Annotated in this window: 18 protein-coding genes; 7 read left to right on the top strand and 11 right to left on the bottom strand. The window is 44.4% G+C overall.

Annotation, left to right across the window (positions count from 1 at the left end):
- Positions 1–220: 220 nt before the first annotated feature.
- Positions 221–1,909 (bottom strand): DUF3685 domain-containing protein, encoded by a 1,689-nt coding sequence (locus H6G45_RS01860; RefSeq protein WP_190596065.1) that lies wholly within the window; start codon positions 1,907–1,909, stop codon positions 221–223.
- Between the two features lie 65 nt (positions 1,910–1,974).
- The gene (locus H6G45_RS01855; RefSeq protein ID WP_190596063.1) at positions 1,975–3,081 is read right to left on the bottom strand and encodes an ABC transporter ATP-binding protein; all 1,107 of its coding nucleotides are present in this window, start codon (positions 3,079–3,081) and stop codon (positions 1,975–1,977) included.
- A gap of 134 nt (positions 3,082–3,215) precedes the next feature.
- Here H6G45_RS01855 and H6G45_RS01850 point away from each other — a divergent pair, with 134 nt between their 5' ends.
- The 4 genes from H6G45_RS01850 to H6G45_RS01835 all read left to right on the top strand — a co-directional run bounded on the left by H6G45_RS01850 (position 3,216) and on the right by H6G45_RS01835 (position 7,188).
- Positions 3,216–3,968 carry a hypothetical protein gene (locus H6G45_RS01850; RefSeq protein ID WP_190596061.1) on the top strand — a complete coding sequence of 251 codons (753 nt, stop codon included), beginning with the start codon at positions 3,216–3,218 and terminating at the stop codon, positions 3,966–3,968.
- A 52-nt stretch (positions 3,969–4,020) separates the two neighbouring features.
- Complete coding sequence (locus tag H6G45_RS01845) at positions 4,021–4,896, top strand: CbiQ family ECF transporter T component (protein ID WP_190596060.1); 876 nt, start codon at positions 4,021–4,023, stop codon at positions 4,894–4,896.
- Positions 4,800–6,257 (top strand): anthranilate synthase component I, encoded by a 1,458-nt coding sequence (locus H6G45_RS01840; protein WP_190596058.1) that lies wholly within the window; start codon positions 4,800–4,802, stop codon positions 6,255–6,257. The genes H6G45_RS01845 and H6G45_RS01840 overlap by 97 nt, the downstream gene beginning before the upstream one ends.
- A 94-nt stretch (positions 6,258–6,351) precedes the next feature.
- The gene (locus tag H6G45_RS01835; protein ID WP_190596056.1) at positions 6,352–7,188 is read left to right on the top strand and encodes an EI24 domain-containing protein; all 837 of its coding nucleotides are present in this window, start codon (positions 6,352–6,354) and stop codon (positions 7,186–7,188) included.
- 61 nt (positions 7,189–7,249) lie between these two features.
- Here the strand turns inward: H6G45_RS01835 and hemN are convergent, their stop codons facing one another.
- The 6 genes from hemN to H6G45_RS01805 form a co-directional block, all read right to left on the bottom strand.
- Positions 7,250–8,650, bottom strand: a complete 1,401-nt coding sequence (gene hemN, locus H6G45_RS01830; RefSeq protein ID WP_190596054.1) for an oxygen-independent coproporphyrinogen III oxidase — start codon at positions 8,648–8,650, stop codon at positions 7,250–7,252.
- Positions 8,651–8,897: 247 nt separating this feature from the next.
- Entirely contained in the window at positions 8,898–9,650 is a 753-nt protein-coding gene (locus H6G45_RS01825; RefSeq protein ID WP_190596053.1) for a heme oxygenase (biliverdin-producing), read from the bottom strand.
- 65 nt (positions 9,651–9,715) lie between these two features.
- The gene (gene acsF / locus H6G45_RS01820; protein ID WP_190596051.1) at positions 9,716–10,792 is read right to left on the bottom strand and encodes a magnesium-protoporphyrin IX monomethyl ester (oxidative) cyclase; all 1,077 of its coding nucleotides are present in this window, start codon (positions 10,790–10,792) and stop codon (positions 9,716–9,718) included.
- A 462-nt stretch (positions 10,793–11,254) separates the two neighbouring features.
- Complete coding sequence (locus tag H6G45_RS01815; RefSeq protein WP_190596049.1) at positions 11,255–11,614, bottom strand: hypothetical protein; 360 nt, start codon at positions 11,612–11,614, stop codon at positions 11,255–11,257.
- 96 nt (positions 11,615–11,710) lie between these two features.
- On the bottom strand, positions 11,711–13,111 hold the full coding sequence (locus tag H6G45_RS01810; RefSeq protein WP_199309522.1) for an LCP family protein: 1,401 nt from the start codon (positions 13,109–13,111) through the stop codon (positions 11,711–11,713).
- Between the two features lie 195 nt (positions 13,112–13,306).
- Entirely contained in the window at positions 13,307–15,331 is a 2,025-nt protein-coding gene (locus H6G45_RS01805; protein WP_190596047.1) for a sensor histidine kinase, read from the bottom strand.
- 181 nt (positions 15,332–15,512) lie between these two features.
- On the opposite strand from H6G45_RS01805, the gene H6G45_RS01800 reads away from it, so the two are divergent.
- Together H6G45_RS01800 and H6G45_RS01795 are read left to right on the top strand one after the other, a co-directional pair.
- Positions 15,513–15,884 (top strand): response regulator, encoded by a 372-nt coding sequence (locus H6G45_RS01800; protein ID WP_347338234.1) that lies wholly within the window; start codon positions 15,513–15,515, stop codon positions 15,882–15,884.
- A gap of 258 nt (positions 15,885–16,142) precedes the next feature.
- Positions 16,143–17,951, top strand: a complete 1,809-nt coding sequence (locus H6G45_RS01795) for a SpoIIE family protein phosphatase (RefSeq protein ID WP_190596044.1) — start codon at positions 16,143–16,145, stop codon at positions 17,949–17,951.
- On the opposite strand, the gene H6G45_RS01790 is transcribed toward H6G45_RS01795, so the two are convergent.
- On the bottom strand, positions 17,948–18,628 hold the full coding sequence (locus H6G45_RS01790; protein ID WP_190596040.1) for an ATP-binding cassette domain-containing protein: 681 nt from the start codon (positions 18,626–18,628) through the stop codon (positions 17,948–17,950). The two genes, H6G45_RS01795 and H6G45_RS01790, sit on opposite strands and share 4 nt — an antisense overlap.
- Positions 18,625–19,698 (bottom strand): aromatic ring-hydroxylating dioxygenase subunit alpha, encoded by a 1,074-nt coding sequence (locus tag H6G45_RS01785; protein ID WP_190596038.1) that lies wholly within the window; start codon positions 19,696–19,698, stop codon positions 18,625–18,627. The genes H6G45_RS01790 and H6G45_RS01785 overlap by 4 nt, the downstream gene beginning before the upstream one ends.
- Before the next feature lie 150 nt (positions 19,699–19,848).
- Between H6G45_RS01785 and H6G45_RS01780 the strand changes: the two genes are divergently transcribed.
- Positions 19,849–20,766 carry a S1 RNA-binding domain-containing protein gene (locus H6G45_RS01780; protein WP_190596036.1) on the top strand — a complete coding sequence of 306 codons (918 nt, stop codon included), beginning with the start codon at positions 19,849–19,851 and terminating at the stop codon, positions 20,764–20,766.
- A gap of 356 nt (positions 20,767–21,122) precedes the next feature.
- On the opposite strand, the gene dnaG is transcribed toward H6G45_RS01780, so the two are convergent.
- Positions 21,123–23,030, bottom strand: a complete 1,908-nt coding sequence (gene dnaG, locus H6G45_RS01775; protein ID WP_190596034.1) for a DNA primase — start codon at positions 23,028–23,030, stop codon at positions 21,123–21,125.
- Positions 23,031–23,222 lie beyond the last annotated feature (192 nt).

Below are 23,222 nucleotides of genomic sequence, written 5' to 3'. Positions count from 1 at the left end.
ATGAGTTGACCAAGCTTTTTAATAAAGTTAATGAGCTAGATCGATTAAGATATTTGGTCAATTCATGGGACATATTCTGCCATTCATCTGCCTAGATTGATGGAAGAGGGATAAGACAATAAAGTGCATGCAAAACTTTGCCAAAATCAATTTTTCCCTAATTGGTTGTCCCATTAGTAAGCTAAACTGCCCTATCGAAGAAAACCCTGGTTGACCAGGATCAGTTAGAGCGCTTTTGTTGATTGCGGCTGTCCTGCCAGGTGTTGCCAATGCCCTGGATAATGCCTTTCCCCACTAGACCGATCGCCCGGCCGACTACCTGGGTGAGTAGGAACACCACACCATTGCCCAAAAACTCAATTACCGATCTAACCCGGGGAGAAAGGGCATCGCGACATTCTAAGACAATGGTGACAAAGCAAGGCACTGCCCGTAGTTGAGCCAATTCCTGTTGCCGGGGAGCATAAACCTGGGTGGCCACAATCCCGGCGGGGGTGAGATACAACAGGGTATGTTGACTTTCAAAAATTTGTTTGGGGTTGATCCAGTAACGACTAAATTGATAATACCAAGCTAGATCATTACGGAACCGAGCCACCTGCCGCGAAGAAAGCATGGAATGTTCATAAAGGGCAAGTTTAATGGCTTCGTGGTCAGCAAAATAGTTCAAAATAAAAACCATGGTGCTGTTAGCCAATTGAATAACTAGATTCTGGGCATATAGATCGCTATACTGCTTTGCTTCGGGAGATCCTAAAGGGTATGCTTTTTGATTTACCACCAAGGGATCGGCAAACAGAAGATGGTGAAAAAGGGGCACCACAAAGGGAATTTTAATTAATTTCTCCCGACAAATAATTGGTTGATAGACTTCTAATAAAGACTGAATTTGCTCAAGGCTAAACTCGCTTTTGGGCTGACAGTATTTACCAAAAAAAGTCAAACTTAAAGACCGCCACATTTCCCCCACAATGGATAGACAGTTTTCCGGTAGCTGGGCTGGGGTAATCCGTAGGGCTTGGAGTTCGTTGATGGTGGTTTCCAGTTGTTGTTGTCCCAGGGAAAGGAGTTCCTGACGTTTGAGGGGCTGGAGGATGTCCAACTCCAGGGGGATAGGGGTGAGATTTTCCACCTGCAGGGACATTTGTTGGAGAATTTGCCCCAGGGCACTGAGGTTACCAGGGGGACGGAGGGTAATGGCCCTAACTCCAGAGCGGCGGGGACTAGGGGTTGGGGTTGGTAAGGCGGTGGGGGTGGCAGTCAGAACATTAGTAGCTTTACGCCAGGTTTTGAGACGATGGGGCAATAAATGCTGCACTAACCACTGGGCAAATTTAAGTTCCCTTTGTCTGCCCTGCCAAAATATTCGGTCAAAGTCCGATAGGGATGGTACTTGTAAACTCACCTGGACTTGTTGGAGCCCTTGTTCGATTTGCCCTAGTCCGTCCCGGAACAGAGGCCAGATCAACCTTTCCCACAAACTCAAGGGGGGCGCGTTGACAGTTTGCAAACTAGGCCAGCAGGTTTGGCCGCCATGGACTTGTTTTAAGCCCGTTACCAGGTCGGCGATCGCCGTTCCTTTGGGGAAGTAAGCTGCAACACCCTGGGTTTTGGCCGCCAGCAGTTGATCGTATTCCAAACTAGCTGTGAGCAAACAAATTTTGACCTGGGGATAGGCAGAGCTTAATTGCCGTAGCAGGGGCCAGCCAGATTGGGAACGACGGGGAAACTGGGGATCAATTAGTAAAACACTGGGGGCCAGAGTTTCTAGCTGTTGCCGGAGATTATCGAGGGCGTCCCCCTCCCCCAGCACCTGCACATCGGTCTCCCTTCCCAGAACGGTAATCAATCCCAGGCGAAAGACAGGATCCTCATCAACAATGACAATCGTTAAGGGAGATTCACTCACGGCAATGGTGGGGCCACAACACCGCCCATTCTAGACCGTTAACTGACTAATACCATCAAATTGCCTTAGACCTGGGCAAATAGAGGGGGGCAGGGATTGGTAGGAGTTAAATTTACCCTACTGCCCACCGGAATTACCGTTTGCAAAGAAGTACGGGCATGGATTTGACGACCGGCGGCGGTTTCCAGGCAGTAGCGATATTCCCGTCCCAAAAATTGGCGATCGCGGATGACCACCGGGCCATCACTAGCAGGGCTCAGGGCAATTTCTTCTTCCCTTAACATCAGTTCCCCCGCTGAAGGCAATTCCGGCTGAATGCCTTGGAAAGTTAAAGGCCATTGGCCAAACTCCGTAGCCCACAATTCCCCCTGGCGCTGGGCCGGCACAAAATTGGCTTGGGTAACAAATTCCGCTACAAAACGGGAAGCCGGCGATCGATAAATCTCCTCTGGGCTGCCAATTTGCTCCAAATTACCCCGATACATCACACCAATGCGATCGGAAATGGCCATGGCTTCTTCCTGGTCATGAGTGACAAAAATAGCGGCAGTGCCAGTGGCTTTGAGGATATGGCGAATTTCGTGCCGTAGCCTTTGGCGCACCTGTACGTCTAGATTGCTGAGGGGTTCGTCCAACAAAATCAGGTTCGGTTTGGGGGCCAGGGCCCGGGCCAGGGCAATGCGCTGTTGTTGACCACCGGACAGTTCGTGGGGATAGCGTTTTTCCAGCCCCGTTAATCCCACTAAATGGAGCACCTCCCCTATCCGACCTTGGATTTGTTGACGGTTCAACTTTTGGGATTTATGGCGTAGACCAAAGGCGATATTATCGGCAATGGTAAGGTGAGGAAACAAGGCGTAATCCTGAAAGACCATACCCGTTTGTCGCTGTTCTGGGGGAGTAAGCCCATGTTCCCCAGAAACACAATCCCCCTCCAAATGAACGGTGCCACTGGTGGGGGGTTCAAAGCCTGCAATAATTCTCAACAAAGTCGTCTTGCCACAGCCCGATGGTCCCAATAATCCCAGAATTTCCCCCGGTGCCAGATTAAAGCTGATTTTCTGGAGTACTGGAGTGGATTGCCCCCGAAAGCTTTTGCCTACGTCCTGTACCGTTAAAACGGATTCTTCGGTGGAAAAGCAGACGACGGGAGAGGATTGGGCGACTGTCATAGGAAGCAGGGGCAGAAACGCGGCAACAATGGTGGGAACGCTGATCCCGTTTAAAACTCAGATCTGAACTATCTAAAGCGAGTATCTAAACGGTACTTTAAATAAGAATTATTTGCAAGAGTTAACACTAACACATGATTCCAGCCGATCTCAATCCCCCCTCCCACCCTTGGTGGATTCTTGCTCCCCAAGGCACTGAATCCCAGGCGATCGCCAAAGGTTTAGGGAAAAACAACCACATACATTTGCAGGCTATGCCAGTGGGGGCCACAGCGGTGCAATCTTTCTTAGAAAGCCTGGCCCAGACTTGGGCGGAAACAGAAAAGCCTCAAGGTTTATTGGTGATGGGGGTAACGGGGAGTTTATCCGCTGATTACGGCATTGGCCAGGCTGTCTGGGTAGAGCAGTGTCAATATTGGGGCCATGGGGGACATGGTCGGCAGCCAGAATACGTTGGCGATCGCCATTTGATGGAGCGAATTAATCATTTGTTGGAGCCCCATTGGCAGATTCCGCTGGTGAAAGGCATTACCGTGGGCCAGGTGGTTTGTAGTGGGGCAGAAAAACAACTGTTGGGGCAAAAATCCGGTGCCCAAGTGGTGGACATGGAAAATATAGCGGTGTTGGCCTTTGGAGCAACGGCCGAAATTCCCGTGGCTATTTTACGGGTGGTGAGCGACACCATGGCCCAGGATTTACCAGATCTCAGCGGCGTTTTTACCGCTCAAGGGGCCTTGCAACCCCTCTCTCTGGCCAAAGCCTTACTGCGCCGTCCCCTGGCCGCCAGTCATTTAATCAAAGGATCCCTACGAGCCTGTGGCCAGTTAACTGCCATCGCCCGCAGTTTGAGTCGGGGCGCTAGGGGAACAGGGAAAAACCCCGGCTGATGGGATTGTGGCAAAATGCTAGGGAACCAATTGTTGTAGGGCAGGCCTTGCTATGGATTTGATGCGGTCTTTACCCATCGGCTTATATTTGGAAAATCCGGTGACTTGGTTGCACCGCCTTGATCCCAGGGTAAAACTAGCTTGGCTAATGAGTTTTTTGTTAGCCCCAGTGTTGGCCAACGCCGTTTGGCGCCTTGGCATTGTCGTTTTTCTAATTCTATTAACCTTTGCAGTCCGTATTCCCTGGCGGGTGTGGAAGCAACAAATGGGCTTACTTGTATTTTTTTCCGGCCTAATTTTCCTGTTAACTACCTTTAGTCCGGACGGTTTCACTGTGTTGGAACAACCCCGATCGCCTACTAGTGAAATTGTGGTGCCCCCTACCCCCTACCAGTATGTTTTATTTGAATGGGGCAAATTAATAGTTACTCGCCGCTCCCTAGAATTGGGGATTCGTATCAGCACTTTGATTTTTACCCTGGTTTATAGCACTAATTTATATTTGCTCACCACTGCCCCAGAGGAAATTACCGCTGGACTAGAGGAATTAATGACTCCCCTGCGGCGCTTTAAATTGCCCATTACGGAAATCACCTTAATTTTGACCCTAGCTTTGCGGTTTATCCCCTTGGTGATGGAAGAAATTCAAAACCTATTCCGATCCATTCGCACCAGGGCGATTAACTGGAAAAAATTAGGCATTAAACGAAGCGCCCAAATTTGGATTTTAGTAGTGGAAAGATTACTCGAAAATCTTTTACTGCGGGCAGAACAAATGGCGATCGCCATGGAAGTGCGGGGCTTCACCACGCCCAATGAGCATCAAGTGCAGTGGCATCAATTACGCATCGTCAGGGAAGATTGGTTGGTGCTGGGAACTTTGGTTGTATTTTGGGGGGCTCGGATCGTGTGGGGAGGCATGGCCTAATGGAACCCCAACCCTGGCATTGGTGTTATTTGCCGTTACAAGGTCGCACTGGCAGCGAAGTTTTTAGTCAATTATTTGGCCATCAATCCATCGCCACCCTACTGGAAAGTCCCTATCCGCCGTCGCCGGACTATCCCCATTTAGGCCGTTATTCCATCTGTGCTGGTGAGCCTCGCCCTGGGAAATTATGGACTCCTAGCCCTGGGCAAATTTTTAGCTTCTTACATCAGCTACCCCGGTGTGGTGGTGCGCCCAAAACTGTACCGGACCATTTACCTTTCCACGGCGGCTGGTTGGGGTGGTTAGGTTATGACACCGCTTGGGCGATTGAAACTTTACCTTACCTGCGCCCGGATCATTTGCCTTTTCCCGTGGCCTATTGGTACGAACCTGAAGATTTTGCAGTCTTAGACCATCGGGAACAACTATTGTGGCTAGCCACTACCAATCAAGCCCAAGCTAAAGTTTTTCAAACCCGATTATCAAAAAGTATTAACCCCATTGCATCGCCCCAAGTTCCCCCCTTAAATTTGACCTATACCACTGACCAAGATCAGTATGAAACCATGGTCAACCAAGCCCAACAATACATTAAGGCAGGGGATATTTTTCAGGCCAACCTAACCTTACGTTTCATTGCCCAGAGTGATGCCCAGCTTAACAGTTGGCAAATTTATCGGCGATTACAAGCAATTAATCCTTCTCCCTTCGCTAGTTATTGGCGATCGCCGTGGGGAGATGTGGTGAGTTGTTCACCAGAAAGATTGGTTAAGTTAGAAGGCAATGTGGCCCAAACTAGACCCATTGCTGGTACTAGGGCAAGGGGCAAAAATTTGGCGGAAGATGAACAATTATTACAGGAATTACTAGTCAACACCAAAGAGTTGGCAGAACATATCATGTTGGTGGATTTGGAACGGAACGACCTCGGCCGGGTCTGCACCTGGGGAACGGTAGAAGTAGATGAGTTATTGGCGATCGAACGCTATAGCCATGTCTCCCATTTGGTCAGCAATGTGCGGGGCATTTTGCAACCGGGCAAAACGGGGGTAGGTTTGGTCAAAGCTTTGTTTCCCGGTGGTACTATTACCGGCTGTCCCAAAGTGCGTTGTTTAGAAGTTATCGAAGAATTAGAACCAGTGCGTCGCAGTTTATTTTATGGTTCCTGTGGCTATTGGGATCAACGGGGTAACTTAGATTTAAATATTCTCATTCGTACCCTTCTATTTACTCCTGGGAAAGTGATAGGACAAGTGGGAGCCGGCATTGTGGCCGATAGTGATCCCACCAAAGAATGGCTGGAGTCGCTACAAAAAGCGAAGGCGCTACTGGCGGCACTGGATGGGGTAAAAAAAGACTAAAATCCTGGCCACGATTATGAAAAATCAGGTTAGTAATCCCATCTAATTTTTTTATAGAATACTAAGCTTTATAATCATTAATTGATGAATAGTTATGGAATTTTTTAAAGGTCTTGCCTACCCACTACGTACATTTAAAATTTTACGTCAATCTCCCGAATTAGCTATTTATATTATTATTCCTTTAATTATTAATATTAGCTTGGGCATATTGCTTTACTGGCAGTTACTAAACTTTGGTAATGACAGCGTCGATATTCTCCGTAGTTACGCCCAGCAATGGGTAGAAATTTTAGAGCAACGTATTCCCCAGATCGTGCCCTACATTTTACCAATATTGCAAGTTATCTTTTTTCTTTATATCTGGTTAGTGCGGCTTTTACTGCTCATCATTGCAGGTTTTTTACTCTCCCAACTGGGAGGACTACTGGGCTCTCCCTGGTACGGCAGATTATCAGAAGAATTAGAAAAAAAACTGCTAGATAAGTTAACAGTGCAAGAAGTGGGAGTGCTACAAGAAGTCAAGCGAGCCCTAGCCTTTGAGCTAAAAAAATTAGTCTTACTAATCATTTTCACTGCTGTGGGTTTTGCTTCTAACTTGATACCCGCCTTTGGTACCCCCGTAGCCACCATTGTAGGGATTAGTTCTACATCTTTATTAACTTGCATCGATTTTTTTGATCCCCCTTTAGAACGTCGTCGCCTCAAATTTCGTCGTAAACTATTAATAATTTTTCAATGTTTACCCCTCAGCGCTGGGTTTGCCCTAGCCAGCCTAGTTTGGGTAAGTATTCCCCTAGTTAATCTCGTCACCATTCCATTTTGTGTAACGGCTGGTACTCTCTTCTTTTCTGAAAAAATTTACCCCCGTTTTTTCCAAGTCCAAGAAGAAATGGATGGAGCAGCGGAGGTAAATAAGGAGGCGAATTAAATGTCTATCTGCTAGTTCTTCTAGCTGGCTCGATTATAGCTTACCCAATGAAAAAATGTCCTTAAATTGCCCGAGAAAACATCTGTTGTTGTGAATTATTTTGTAGGTAGGCATCAAACACAGCAGCAATATTACGAATTAAAATCCTCCCCCGGGGGGTAACTTCTAAGCCATCCCCCAACCTACTGAGCAAACCATCCGCTTCCAGAGCATCCAGAGCAGCTAGTTCCTTGGCAAAATAGTCATTAAAATCACAGTCAAAGCCTAAATTATACTTGTCCTCTAACTCCTGGGCAGACAACTTAAATTGGCACATTAATTCTTTAATGACAGTGCGACGAACCAAATCATCTTGGCTCAGTTTAAAGCCTTTTTCTATGGGCATTGCTTCTTGATCTAGGGCATTATAAAAAGCTTTTAACGTTTTATGATTTTGAGCATAGACATCCTGCAACATACTGATGGAAGTAATGCCAAAGCCGAGCAAATCGGACTCTGGTTGGGTAGTATAACCCTGGAAGTTACGATGTAATTTTCCTTGCTGTTGGGCGATCGCCAACTCGTCATCAGGTTTGGCAAAGTGATCCATGCCAATGAAAACGTAACCCTGATCGGTGAGGTCAGCAATGGTAGCTTGCATAATTTTTAACTTTTCTGCCGCTGGGGGGAGGGCCGCTTCCGGCATTTTTTTCTGTACTGGCTTGAGCCAAGGCACATAGGCAAAATTAAATACAGCAATGCGGTCTGGGTTAAGTAGGGCTGTTTTATGTAAAGTTTCCCGAAATGTGCCCAAGGTTTGATAGGGCAAACCATAAATTAAATCCACATTAACGCTCTCAAAATTAGCTTCCCGAATCCAGTCCATGACTTGGAATAACATTGCTTCCGGCTGAATACGATTGACTGCTTCCTGAACTTGGGGATTGAAATCTTGGATACCAAAACTAATGCGATTAAAACCTAGTTGGCGTAGGGCGAAAATATAATCCTTATCAACGTAACAGGGGTTAACTTCAATGGAAACTTCCGCATTTTTTGCCAATGGAAAGGCATCAGTGATGGTATTGAATAAAAATTCCGCCTGTCCTAGGGTCAAATAATTAGGGGTGCCACCGCCCCAGTGGAGTTGCTGCACGGGCCTTTGTCGGTCAACTAAAGGAGCCACCAGGGCAATTTGTTTAGCAACCGCTTTCAGATAGGGCTCCACCGCTGGTTTGTGTTGGGTGATGATGGTATTACAACCGCAAAAGTAACAAGCCTTCGCACAGAAAGGAATGTGACAATAGAGAGATAAGGGTGTTTTTTTGTAGTTGCCCAAGTTGATCGCCGCCCGAAAATCACTAGGATCAAATGCGGGGCTTAGCTCTGTAGCCGGAGGATAGCTGGTGTAGCGGGGAATACCCTGATTATATTTGTTTAATAATTCAGCACTAAATTCAACAGCAGGAAAGGTGGTAGTCATAAATTTTGGATGTTATCGGGATTATTTAAATGGATTTTTATCGAGGTATTTAAAATGTTTTCTCTTGGCTCTAACCCTGGGGAAATTATTTTGCCAATTTTCTTAAATCAACCAAATATTGAGTTGAAAATTTAAGCAACAACAAATATATTGCTAATACAACGCGAATTTGATTTTTTGTCTAGAAAAAATTGTCAAAGAGAGTATTTAAGCTAAAGTAAACACTCTCTCAATTTCCCCGTTTAATCTATTCCCCCACCATGAGAGCGACAGGATGACCACTGTTACTCCGAGCTTCTGTGCTACCAGGGCGATCCTGACGGGTTAACAAGTCAAACGTGTGCTCACCGATCGCCTTTCGGATTAAATTTTCTAGATCGTGCATCACGTCCCGATTAAGGGAGAAAGCGTAATTGGCTTCTTCAACAATGCGGTTCATGGTGGCTTCATCTAAGGGCAAACTATTCAGCACATCTCGGTAAATTTCCTTAAATTGACGGCGATCGCCTGGGGTAGGCAAACTGTCAAATTCGTACATGGCAGTGCCCTCTCCCTCCGGCAATTGCAACGCAGAACGGATAATATTTTTCAAGCTCTGGCCACCGGATAAATCCCCCAGATAGCGAGTGTAACAATGGGCAATGAGCAATGCAGGATCACTTTCGGCTAAGGTTTTCAGGCGATCAACATAAATTTTACCGCAGGGGGTAGGTTGAATTTCTTGTTGCCAATTGGCACCGTAATAGTAGGCTAAATCTTTGGCTAATTTATCAGTGCGGTTTAATTCGGGAAAATAAATCGCACTAATAATTTGATTGTCCCGATGCTCCCTCAGGGCTGTTTCTAAGGTGCTGTAAACATAATATAAATTGGCTAATAATTGCCGAAAAGGTTCCCGCTCCACAATGCCTTTTAAAAAGCATTTCATGTAGGCAGTATTTTCTGCCAAAGTGTGGGATTGTTGGGTACCGTAGCGGAGTTTTTGCGCAAGGTTAGTCATGGTTTTTACCAAAGGAAATTAGCAGTAATTAGTAAACAATTGGAGTAAGTTAAAAAGCGATTAAACTAGCACACCACACCCCGACGGGCTTCTGCGTCCACTGGCTTTTGCAGAAAGATGCAGAGCATTTGCCAGACAATCACAGCAATCCACGGCATTTTTTGACAAAATTTGACCAGTTTCGGAGCTTTCCCGTTGGCGATCGCCGTTAGTTTTTCGTTAGCACTGGCACAGGCTTCTAGGCGGGGGAAAAATTTAGGATTATCCGTGTCCAACACTTCTGGAAAGGCCCGGGCCGCCGTCTCGTTGGTGTTTTTAACCACATCAACGTTATATTGCCTAGCGTTTAGACCAACGGATTCATAAAAATCGCCCCGTTCAAATACCGTTAGGGTATGGGTGACAAATACTGTTAGTAAGAAAAAGCGGGACCAAAGTCGAGATTGCCAAGTTTTCCACAGAGCTGTTTGGGAGCGGAGTAAAGCTTTGAAAAAGTCTCCGTGGCGATTTTCATCCTGACACCAACATTCAAAATAATTAAATAGGGGATAAATATTGTGGTCTGGATTTTTTTCTAAATGGCGAAACATCAAAATATAACGCCAGTAACCAATTTTTTCTGATAAATAAACCGTGTAAATTACCCACTCCGGCGGAAAGAAAGTATAGGTTCTTTTTTGCGTTAAATAACGCAAATCGAGGGAAAGTCCAAAATCTGCCATAGCTTTGTTAATAAAACCGGCATGGCGTGCCTCATCCCTAGCTAGAAGATGAAAAGCCTCTGCCAGCTTGGGACTGCGACCCTTAAGACGGCGGGACAATTCTTTAAACAGAAGAAAACCAGAAAACTCCGAGGTACAAGACCGTTCTAAAAAGTCGATAAACGCTAAACGAGTGGCTCCGTCAATGTGGTCAAAACTACGCTTAAAATCATCATTACGGACAAAGTGGTGACGATTGTAATCAGCTCGTAATTCCTCCAACGCCGCTTCAATTTCTTCATCCTGGAGGTTCAACACCATATTGGCGACTTTATCAAAATCGGTGGTGTAGAAGCGGGGGGTGAGGAGAGTTTCCTTCACTGGAGCTTTGATGCCGGGGCGAATGGTTTCTAGCTGGGTAGGCAGGGGGGTGGATACCATCGGTGATGAATAGGAAAATGTTAAAGGTTAAGGTTTAAAGCCAAGGAATTTAACTGGGTTTAGGCAACTGAAAAGCCCAAAAAAAAGTTCGATGTTGCTTTTTATCCTGTCCAATCTTCCGACCCCTGACAAGACAGTTTCCATTGCGACCCCATAGTTTCCAAAGGGGAAAAATTATTGCCTGGCCTGGATTGCAAGGTTTTATAAAGAAATGCTAAGGTCTACCAATTGAACTCTCAGCAACCAATTCCGAATCTGAAAAACAAAAAACTGCCTGTGATCATTCTCACAAGCAGTGGAGAGGGATCCTATCCCCCAAATGGCTGGGCCAAGATTGTGCCAAATTTAATTAAGACAGGTCTGCTTTCGTAGACTTTAATTGCTTATACACAAGCATTTTGTCAGCCGCTGTCGCTCCGAACTTAGCCTAATTGACTATAAAACGGTAAATTATTGGATTTTTTAGCGTTTAACCTTAACTTGGCGAGCCATTTCCTTGAAACGATTCAAACTGGGGCCAGGGGCACGACGGGCTACATTTTGGGGAATGGGGTCACCACTGGCAAACGCCACTTGGCTGGGATCAACTTTGGCCTTAGGAGCCGGAGCCACTGGGGCAGGAGTTTCCACTGGAGCCTCGGCTTTGGCAGCGGACTTTTTCTTAATGGAAGTTTTTTTCGAAGGGGTGGGGGCTGGGGTTTCCACCGGAGCTACCTCCGATTTCACGATCGCCACGTCGGCTTCTTCTACCTTGGCCGGAGCTTGATTTTCATCTAGCTGGACGTAAAATTCTTTTTTAGCGCCAAACAATTTTTTTAACATTTAATGTGGTTCTCCTAAATTAAGCAGGATTTTATGGTGAATTGTGCACAAACTGATTGTGACTGAATTTTAACAAAAATATGTCGCCGGAATTTCCTATTGCCAATCAGCGCCGATTTGGATGGTTACGTCGGAGATTAGATAACCATTGCTATCCACTAAAACTTCCCCCAGACCAATACTATTACGCACTTGCCTGGCCCCCAAATGATCGCCTTGTTGGGCAATTACCCTGGTGGTTTGTAAGGGCTGGGAAAGGGCACTGACTACGTTGATGCGGCTGTAGCCAGCAGTTTCCAACTCTTTTACCAAAGCCTCCACTGCCTGGGGGCGATCGGTACTGTCCTGGATGGCAATGCGCACAGCATAGGGGTCGAGGGTAGTTAAATCTGGCTCCATTTCCATATCCCACAACCAAGAACTGGAGGCCATGGCGCCAAAATACTCCTCCGTCATTTCCTGGATTTTGCGCTGGTGGGGTAACCAATAACTAATGCTAGTGCGGCCGGTGCCATTAAAATCCCCTGGCAACATCAACATTTTGACGTCTTCCCTGGGAATTTGGGCCGAAAAACCGGTGATCGCCACTAACTCCTCCATATTGAGATTAGTGTCAATGTTGGACTGCAGAATTTTGACAATGTCCGGTATCCTCAGAATAGTTTGGGGTTTGAGGGCTTGTTCTACCACCGCCCGCATAACTATTTGCTGTCTTTGAATGCGGCCAATATCCCCCAGGGCATCGTGGCGGAATCGCAACATTTGTAGAGCCTTTTCCCCGTCTAAACGCTGTTGTCCCTCCTTGAGATTGATATACAAACGCTGACTATCATCCTGGTATTTCATGTCCCGGGGTACATATACGTCTACTCCCCCCAGGGCATCAATTAATTTTTCCACCGCCTGTACATTGACCCGGATATAACGGTCGATGGGCACATCCCCAAGTAAATCCGTCACCGTCATAGCCGCCAGGGCTGGCCCTCCCAAGGCATTGGCCTGATTGATTTTCCGAGCTCCGTTGTAGCCGGGAATTTCCACCCTGGTATCCCGGGGAATGGATAGCACCACCAGGGATTTTTCCTTCGGATCAAGGCGAATCAACACCATCGTATCGGTGAGGCCTTCCACTGAATTGACCAACGCATGGTAACCGGGGTTAGGCTGACTGGGGTCGGGCTCTTCAGAAGTTAACACCTTGGTGCCCAGCACCAACACATTAATGGGGCGACTAAGTTGGGGAATATTCAGATTCTTGTAGGAAACTGCCTTTTTCTGACCAAATACCGCCGCCTGCTCTGGCGTAAGTCTGCTCTGACCCAAAGGAGTTGAATACATGGCCAACAAAGAACCAGCCCCTGCTGACACCAAGGCGATCGCCGTTAGAGCGAAACCCGTTAATAACCATTTACCGCCCTGGAATCTACCTTTGCGGGGGGATTTTTTGCCATTATGGCTACCAGACCCCTTTCTATTAGAATTTTTAGCAGTCACCATTTTGACCCCGAACTAACCATTAATATTTTTCTCCAGCTGGCATAAAGTCCTTTGGTGCTCTGGGCAGATCCCAAGGTAATAAGGTAATTGGATTGGATACTAGCAAACCGACCGCAACATTGGCAAGGAAAATTTCCTCCCCCTATCACCATAGTCATGAACAAATTTTAAACGTGATCAAAAAAATGATGAAAATCAATCATTTTGGACAGAATTTAACTGGACATGTTTGGGTAATTTGATAGTAAAAGTAGAACCAACTCCCATTTCACTAGTTAGATAAATATCTCCCCCCATCATCTGACAAAATTTACGGGTAATAGCCAAACCTAGGCCAGTGCCACCATATTTACGGGTAGTGGAAGAGTCTGCCTGGGTGAAGGGCTGAAACAATTTCGACATTTGTTCTTCAGTCATGCCAATTCCCGTATCTTTGACTTGAAAAGAAAGCCAATCCTTTTCGCCTACTTTAAATTCTTTGACTGTGAAGCTGATAACCCCTTCTTTGGTGAATTTGCTGGCATTACTGAGCAGGTTTAACACCCCTTGCCGTACTTTTACCAAATCTCCATACATTTCTGCCGATTCCAGAGAAATTTCCACTTCTAATTTATTGTTATTGTTTTTGATCAAAGGATTAATAGTATCAAGAATACCTGCGATTAGTTCATTGAGATTAAAAGTTTCCAGATAGAGGTCCATTTTTCCTGCTTCAATCTTGGAGATGTCTAGCAAATCATTGATTAAAGTCAACAAAGCCTTCCCAGAACGCAAAATTTTGTCTAAATCTGGTACCAATTCCTCTGATTCTAAATCTTCAGCTTCCTCAATTAACATTTCACTATAACCAATGATCGCGTTCAGGGGAGTCCTCAATTCATGGCTCATATTAGCGAGAAAAATACTTTTTGTGGCATTGGCAGCCTCGGCTTCGGAACTGGCCAATTCCAAAGCTTTAACCGTATTTTCTAATTCCTCAGTTCTTTGTTGAACTTTTTCTTCTAAACAAGAATTAGCCACCGCTAACTGTTTTTGGGTTAACTCCAATTCTTGATTTTTTTTCTGTAAACTGAAATAGGATTCTCGCAACTCATTAGTCATCATATTAAAGGACTTGGCTAGAATGCCCAATTCATCTTCTCCCAACACCGGGGCCCTAGCTCCCCGATCGCCAGAAGATATATCGGTGGCAGCTTTGGTAATTAGCAAAATTGGTCTGGTTATTTTGATAGATAGTAGATAAACCGCAATTAAAAGTAAAGCCGTGCTCACCAATCCCACCAAAACTAACATGCGGGTAAATCTTCGAGCCGACTCCAAGGCTTCCACTTCACTAATTTCAGTAATTAAAGCTAAATTATATTTATCTATCCACTGGTACACTCCCAACACGGGCGTGCCGGCGTAATTAACATAGGTGCCTTGACCACTATTGCCGGCCATCACCGAATTTATTCCTAGGGTATTAAAATTTGGCTTGGGGGCATTGGCCGTCGAATTTTTATTTTCATCTGCCGCAATAAACGAAACTTGATTATTTATTTCTCCAACCAAAAATGTTTCTCCCGTATCTCCTAATCCCGTGCGCTTACGAATTAAGTCATCAACAGCATTCAAATTTATATCTATACTCAAATAACCAATTCTTTCCTTCGTTAGATCATGCTTTATGCTAGTAGCAAAAGTCATACTGGGACGATTATAAACTTTAGAAAAATAGAAATTTGGTACAGTTTTAAAATCAGAATTAATATTGGCAAAATAAGTGGTCTGATTTCCAATACCTTTGTAGACACCGATTTCAGCTAAGTCAGTAGAGGCCACTACAATACCACCAGTGTTGAGAATGTTAATAGTTTCAACATGGGGAAGAAAAAGATTAATTTCTTGCAACTCGTCAATTAAAATTTGCTGGGCGGCCTTATAGTCAGAACCGTCGTTGGTTATATTTCTAAGCATTTCAATTCCCATTTGAATGCTATTAATTTCGCTCAGCAGAAAGAGTATATCTTTCTGACTTTCCATCCATTGCTCTAGTTGATATTCCTTCAGATTATTAGAAATAGTTAAACGTTGGAATGTTTGATTCTCTATGCCCTTAACTGCCCTATAGTTGGCAACTAAAAAAATTGATGCCACTACCACGCTGGAAAGACAAAAATAGGAAAGCACGAATTTCAGCAACAGACTTCTTCGTACTGACTTGATAATTGAGACCATGGTTAAAAATCACTAATATACAATTATTGAAGATTTTGATGGAAATAACACCAAGCTGTCACCCGAAGATTGAATTAGTGAGGGAACATTTTTTGTTTAGATAAACTTTGTGGCAAAGATTAACAATTTAGTTGGGGATAAAACAGGACAGCTATTGCTATAATTCTAACAACTGTTCAGTATTGAATCTATGACTAAGATTCTCCTGGTTGAAGACAATGAAATGAATCGTGACATGCTATCCCGTCGTTTGGGGCGTAAGGGATATGAAGTAGTAATGGCTGTTGACGGTGAACAGGCAGTGACCATGGCTATCTCAGAGTCTCCCCAACTTATCCTCATGGACATGAGTTTGCCGGTTATGGATGGCTGGACTGCTACTAAGCAAATTAAAAGTCATCCTGATGGGGCTCACATTCCCATCATTGCCCTAACCGCCCATGCCATGGCTAGTGATCGAGAGAGGGCGATCGCCGCCGGCTGTGACGACTATGATACCAAGCCGATTGAAATTAAGCGCCTATTGCAAAAAATAGAGGCATTAATTAATTAAAATATTGTTGGCTTTTATCTTTCTGGTCGAGCCATTTATCAATAGTTTTTACAGAAAAATTTATTATTAGGAGCTGAGGTAATTCAAAAGAGATTATAGCTTAACTTAACAATAATTAAGTCAAATTTAATTAATTTTTGTTAAAAAGCTCAGGTACAATATTTAAGGGTTTCGATAAATTTTGATAATCGCTTAATCATTGGCAAAAACTAAAACAGTCTGTAAAACTAGTTTGATTAACCATAATTTCTTTGGTAGATGATGAATCATTCAGTTAAGTCAGTTGATATAGAAAGCGCTACTGCTTTCATTCGTCATGAACTCAGAACTCCCATTAATGCAATTGTTGGCTACGGAGAAATGGTTCAAGAAGAGCTCACGGATGCCAACTCCCCCCTAGCAGAAGAATTAGATGCATTACTAGTAGAGGCACAAAAATTACTTGAAGCTATCAACTTATTTGTTAAGCATTCTGACGGAGAAGAGAAGTCGGATTTTCATAAGCTTTTTTCCACTATTCCCCATAGCACTAATTCTTCTATTACTAAAATTATTCTTTCCTGTAATAATTTACTCAAAGCAGAGGAATGTGTCAATCAACTCGGCCTTACTGAAGACATTAAAAAAATAGAATTGGCGGCCTTGCGCTTACAGGGATTAGTGAATAATATTGAATCGATTTTCACTAATTTTTTAGAGTCATTAAATCCTGTTCACGAAGCCGATTTATCTCCTCAATTAACCTCTGCATCTTCCTCAACTACCAACGAAATAATTTTGGGTAGCATCAAAACTAATAGTATTGAGGGAAGGGAACTGCTAACGGGAAAAATTTTAGTGGTGGATGATAGTCCTAGCAATTTAGATTTATTTTTTCAGCACTTAACCCGTAAAGGTCATACAGTTACCACTTGTTTAAGTGCGAAGGAAGCATTGAACCTCCTCGAAAGTCAGAGTTATGATCTAATCTTGCTGGATTTGCTAATGCCAGAGACTAATGGAGACCAGTTTTTAGAATATTTAAAAACCAGTGTAGAATTTCAGCATATTCCGGTCATTATTGTTTCAGCTTTAGATGAATTTCAAAGTATTATTCGTTGCATTGAAATGGGAGCAGAGGACTTTTTGCCCAAGCCTTTTGATCCAGTTTTGCTCAAAGCCCGCATTGGTTCTTCCTTAGAAAAAAAACGTTTACGGGATCAAGAAAAATTATACACCCAACAGGTGGAAGCCCTTTCAAAAATGATGGCCAAGGAGCTAGAGAAAGGTAGGCAAATGCAAAAGAATTTTTTGCCAGCCCATTTATTAACTAGGAAAGGATGGGAATTTACCGCTTACTTTAGTCCTGCTCAACAACTGGCTGGGGATTTTTATGATTTGTTCGAGCTTCCAGGCGATCGCCTGGGGGTGGTAGTGGCAGACGTTTGCGACAAAGGGGTAGGAGCGGCATTATTTATGGGACTATTTCGCAGTTTAATTCGTATTTTTTCGGGGCAAGCGGCCCTGGATGGTTTAATCAATCCTTCCTTTAATTTACCTGGCGGCCAAGATCTAAAAATCAACCTAAACGATTTGCTGGATGGCGTTAATTTTGAACCATTGGAGTCTATTAAATTAATCAATAATTACGTCGCTTTTAACCACAGCGAAGCTAGTATGTTTGCGACAATTTTCTTTGGTATTCTAGAGCCTAGCACAGGAAAATTATCTTATATTAATGGTGGTCACGAACCAGTTTTTATTGTTGACGCTAACCATCAATTAAAAGCCAAATTAACTTCTACTGGGCCAGCAGTGGGAATGTTGCCGGATTTGGAATTTAAGACGGGGGCAGTAATTTTAGAACCGGGGGATTTATTGTTGTCCTATACCGATGGTGTAACGGAAGCTAAATCACCTGCAGGCAATTTCTTTGGCAAGGAAAAACTATTAGAAGCCCTAGGTAGTCAGTTTAATTCTGTTGACCAGTTAATGCTTAATATCAAAAATTCCCTGGGCGAGCATATGGGGGAAGCGGAACAGTTTGATGACATTACTTTACTGGCGGTTAAATTTCAAGCAAGCTAATTTTTTTTGAGAGTCATTTCCTGTTCCAATTGTCCTTGGTTAAGGGTAAAAATACGTTGACAAAAACTTTCTAAATATTCCGGTGTGTGGTTAACCATAACCATGGTGGTGCCATTCTCTTGGTTTATTAATTTTAGCTGGGTCAAAACCCTTTGAGCTAGGGCCGGATCAAGGGCCGAAGTAGGTTCATCCAACAGAAGAATCCGGGGACTTAACATGGTGGCTCGCACCAGGGTAACCAATTGCCTTTGCCCCACAGAAAGCTGTAACTCGTTGCGGTCTAGCCAATCACTGGGAACTTCCCAAATATCACAGGCTCGAATCCGTCGCCGTTGACATTCTGTTTTACTGACTTTCTGTAATTCTAGGGGATAAATTAAGCTTTCTTCCACTGTCATACCTAAAAGTTTTGGCTCCTGGGGCACTAAAACTATTTCTTGACGCAGTTGCTGAATTGGGTATTTATTTAAAGCTTTTTCATTATAAAAGATAGTACCTTGACTTATTTCCTGAAGTCGATTTAATAGCCGTAGCAATGTAGTTTTACCTGCCCCCGATCGCCCTTGCAGACCAATAATTTGTCCATGGTCAATGTGGAGAGAAATATTATTAAGTAAAACGGTGGAGCCGGTTAAGTCCGTGGTACTAACCCCGATTAGTCTAATTAAAGAAGTCATGCACTCTCCGAGGCCAAGGCCTGTTGACGAATTAATTGCTGTACCTTAGCTAGGGCTGGGTTAACTTCCACATTTTGGCGATCGGGATTTTGTTCAAACGCTGCTTGTTCCTGGGTAATCATGCGAATATCTTGGTCAATCAACCCCTCCAGCAAAGGCCGGGCTGTTCCCGATAACCAATTTTTCAAAAAACTTCTAAAGGCAATGGGTAATTTATGCAGTTTAGGAAAAGCTTCTAGGGAAGTAAAATGAACTAAATAGGCTTTGGTTTGATTAGGAGAAACGGGGCAAAATAGGCAGTAAATTTTAAAGTCTGCCCCTAACGTAGATGACCAATGGGGATAAATATAGCTCACGCGTAAATTTTCTGGATGCAATCGCCGTAGGGCTGGGAAGAATAGTTGGGAAATGGACCAGATTTTATCAATTTTGTAATAACTTTGGGCGTCGTAGTCCACCACTACCCGATCGCCATTAGTTTCAATTTGCCGTAGGGAAGCGGAGGCCCAAGCCTGGTAATTATCATGCAAATGCCCATGGTGCATATCCATTAAATTTTCGATCAAATAGGAAAAGTGACCAGGACAATCAAAGGCGGCAAAGCTACCAATGTAGTTTAAATGGTGCCACTCTGGTATGGCCAAGGGTGCCGGCCCATGGTTGGCAAGATAATCTAAATCGCCTGGATAAAGCCAAATAAACCCATCTTTTTCCTGCACAGGATAGGTGCGCAAACGACAAGGGGGAAGTTTTTGAGCTTTGCTAAAGTAGGGAATCTTCGTACAATGACCCTGGGTATCAAACTGCCAGCCATGGTAAGCACATTCTAAATTGTTGCCTAACACCTTCCCTTCACTCAATTTCACCTGACGATGGGGACAACGATCCTCCACTGCCCGCACCTGGCCTTCTTGATCCCGATAAATGGCGATCGGCTTTTCCCAAAGAATAACTCCCAGCGGTCCCTGGCCCAATTCCCCCGCCTGGGCCACCACATACCAATGGTTGAAATTGATCGGGGTAGTACGAAGCACAGATAATGCTTGACTATGGGAAGAAAGAGCGCTCATTAGCAAGCCAACGACAGTGGTAAAGGTAAAGGCAAAAAACTGATCTCACCCAGGCAAGGGTAGTCCCAAACTAGAACTAGCTCGTCACGAAAGTCCCAAGCAATCCTGCTAGAATAAGGCATTCAAACTGATTTTTCAATCTGTCCTCGTATGCCTTCTTCCCCCAACAGTGCAGCCTTTTCCCTTGACGAATTTGCCAAAGCCCTAGACAAACACGATTACCATGCTGAAAAAGGCCAAACCGTCCATGGCAAAGTCTGCCAGCACGCTAACGAGGGAGTTTATGTGGATTTTGGAGGTAAATCCCCTGGCTTTGTCCCTCTGCAGGAATTAGGATTAAGGCCCCACGCAGAGATTGAGGAAAGTTTCCCCCTCGACAGTGCCTGGGATTTCCTTGTCACCAGTGAGCAAAATGATGAAGGGCAAGTAAGACTTTCCCGGCGTCAGTTGCAAATTCAGCAATCTTGGGAAAATTTGGCAGAGTTGGAGGAGAGTGGCAAAACCCTAGAAATGGTTGTCACTGGCACCAATAAGGGCGGTGTCGTCGGGGATGTGGAAGGATTGCGCGGTTTCATTCCCCGGTCGCACCTCATGCACAAAGACAATATGGAGGCCCTGGTGGGGCAAGTGCTGAAAGCCCATATCCTTGAGGCTAACCAGGATAACAATAAATTGGTCTTGACCCAGCGTCGCATTCAACAGGCTGAATCCATGGGCAAAATTGCGGCGGGCAATATCTACGAAGGCAAAGTGGCCAAAATCCAGCCCTATGGCGTGTTTGTAGAAATTGAAGGGGTAACGGGGCTACTCCATGTCAGCCAAGTCAGTGGTACTAGGGTCGATTCTCTCAATACCCTGTTCACGTTTGGCCAAGCCATCAGTGTCTATGTCCAGGAAATTGACGAGTATAAAAATCGTATTTCCCTTTCCACCCGCATTTTGGAAACCTATCCGGGGGAACTGGTAGAAAAATTTGACGAGATGATGGTCGATGCCCCCAATCGCTTACCCCTGGTACAATCCAAGCAAAATTTGCACGATAAACAGGAACAACTAGAAAAAAATTAAGGCAGTTACCTGTTAACCAAAAAGAGTCAGAGAAACTCTCCCTGACTCCACCAAATGTTGTTGTTGCTTGAGGAAATCTCAGTGGCGGTTTCCCAACTCGCGCAGTCCTTGATTTCTATATAAAAAATTGTAACATGGAACACGATTTTTGTAACAAAAAATAAAGTTTGGTTATTTCTTGCCCTAATTTTGCCTCAAGGTCTTTATTTTGGAGGTTTGTGGCCATTTTTTCCCGAATGGCTAGACCGTAGAGAATTTGCTCCTCCTCTTGGTCAGATTAGATCCCGCTGTATAAAACTGGGATGCGGGAAAAATTGCCGTTTCTCCCTAGGGCAAATGTAGGTAATACCTCCCCCTCAATTGACCGGTTGGTTCAGCCGTTGATTCTCCAGCCGTTGAATTTCTTGCCTGGCCTTTTGCCATTGCTGTTGATAATAACGAAAATCTTCTGCCTGGGTGCGGGGATCCAACTGCTGTAGTTTACCAAAGCAATGCTTTTGATAATTTTCCCAAGGAACTTTTTCCATAATGGCGATCGCCTCTGGGATTCGCAGATTAGCCCGAAACAGTTCTTCGGCGCTGGTTTCCGTCAGTTGAAACAGGGACTCGACGGGGTTAAAATCTCCCTCCTGCTCCAGATAGGCTAATTGCACTAGCAGGGACAACTGGTTATCGGGGTCGGAGTCCAAATTAAAATGTTCCCGCACCTGGTCAATTTTTTGCCACAGTAAACGATGGTGAGCAAAGCTAAATAAAAGATCATTTTCCGTCAGTATTTGGTCAATAGTTGACCGTTCCTGGGGACAGTGGAGGTAAATTTTTAACAATAGAGCTTCTGCCTTCTCTAGCAAACTACTAGTGGGATCCTTAGCCTGCCATCTCCTAGACCCATTTTGTCCAGGGTGATCGCCATAGGTGAGCTGACTGGAAAGATTATTAACTTGCAAACTAATTAAACGACTGTCTCCTTGGCTCAAAATTTCTCCGCACAACTGTAGGTAGTAAGCCCGTTTATTTTGGTCCGTTAAACGTTTTAAAATTTCTACCATGCCCCGGGCCACCTGCTCAAAATCAAGAGGATCTTTAAGATTTTTTTGCTTAAGCAATTGCTGAATTTGCCAATCTACCCAGAGGGGAGCCTGCTTGACTAAAGTTTGGTAAATTTCTTTATTTTCAGGACTACTATGGATAAATTCATCAGCATCTTTCCCCGCTGGTAAATTCAAAATGCGTAAATTAACTTGACCGCTATAAACCAAAGGCTCAATTTCCTGAATAGCCCGTTGGGTGGCATTAATGCCCGCCTTATCCGCATCAAAATTAAAAATAATTTGCTTTGATTGACTAAAACGCATCAAACTTTGCACCTGGTCTCGACTTAAGGCTGTGCCCAAGGCCGCCACCGTTTGCTTAATACCACTTTCATGCAGGGCAATAACATCAAAATAGCCCTCCACTAAAATTGCTTCATCTACTTTTTGAATAACAGTTTTAGCCTGGTCTAAACCAAACAAAGTCTTGCTTTTATGAAATAAGGGGGTTTCTGGAGAATTGAGATATTTAGGTTCATCATTGCCTAAAGTTCTACTACCAAAAGCAATGGCTCTACCTTGGACATCGCGAATGGGAATCATTAAACGATGGCGGAATTGATCGTAATGCCCGGTGCCAGATTGGCGAGCCTTAATTAAACCGGCCTGTTCCACCGCCGCCACCGGATAACGTTTTTGCTCCACTAAGTAACGATAAAGAGTTTCCCAACTCGCTGGGGCATAACCCAACTGAAATTCTTGGATTGTAGTAGAAGATAAAAAACGTTTTTGGCGTAAATAAGTTAGAGCATCCTGTCCCTGGGGCTGAAAAAGAGTATGGTGATAAAAACCGGCTGCCACCGCCATAATTTCATAAAGTTGTTCCCGCAGAGATAGTTGCCTCTGTAATTCTTGTTTTTGCTCCGGCTCTAGGGTTTGGATTTGTACTTGATAGCGGCGAGCCAAATCTAAAGCCACATCTGTAAAGGAACGTTTACCCAGTTCCATTAAGAAATTAAAGGCATTGCCTCCAGCCCCACAGCCAAAACAATAATACATTTGCTTGGCTGGACTGACGCTAAAACTCGGTGACTTTTCGTCGTGGAAAGGACACAAACCAAGGTGATCCCGTCCCCTTTTCTTCAGCACGACATAATCGCCGATAATTTCGACAATGTCTATTCTTTGCTTAATTTCTTGGATGGTGTCTGGGTGCAGACGGAGATTATCCATGGTAGATCGGCTTACTCTCCTTCTAAGAGTGGCGATAGGGAGAGATAGTTGTCAACTTAAGCTGTGTTGAAGGACAGTAACCAAGCAAAAAGCACCCCCCGGAAAGGAGAGTGCAATTCGCTGATTATTCAATTGGTGTTACACCAAGGAATTAACCATTGATAGCAGGAGCGGTCAAAGCCACAGGAGCTT

The sequence above is a fragment of the Synechocystis sp. FACHB-383 genome (genome assembly GCF_014698605.1).
Taxonomy (GTDB): domain Bacteria; phylum Cyanobacteriota; class Cyanobacteriia; order Cyanobacteriales; family Microcystaceae; genus Synechocystis; species Synechocystis salina.
The sequence above is the reverse complement of the archived record's forward strand: the minus strand, read 5'-3'. Positions and strand labels throughout refer to the sequence as shown.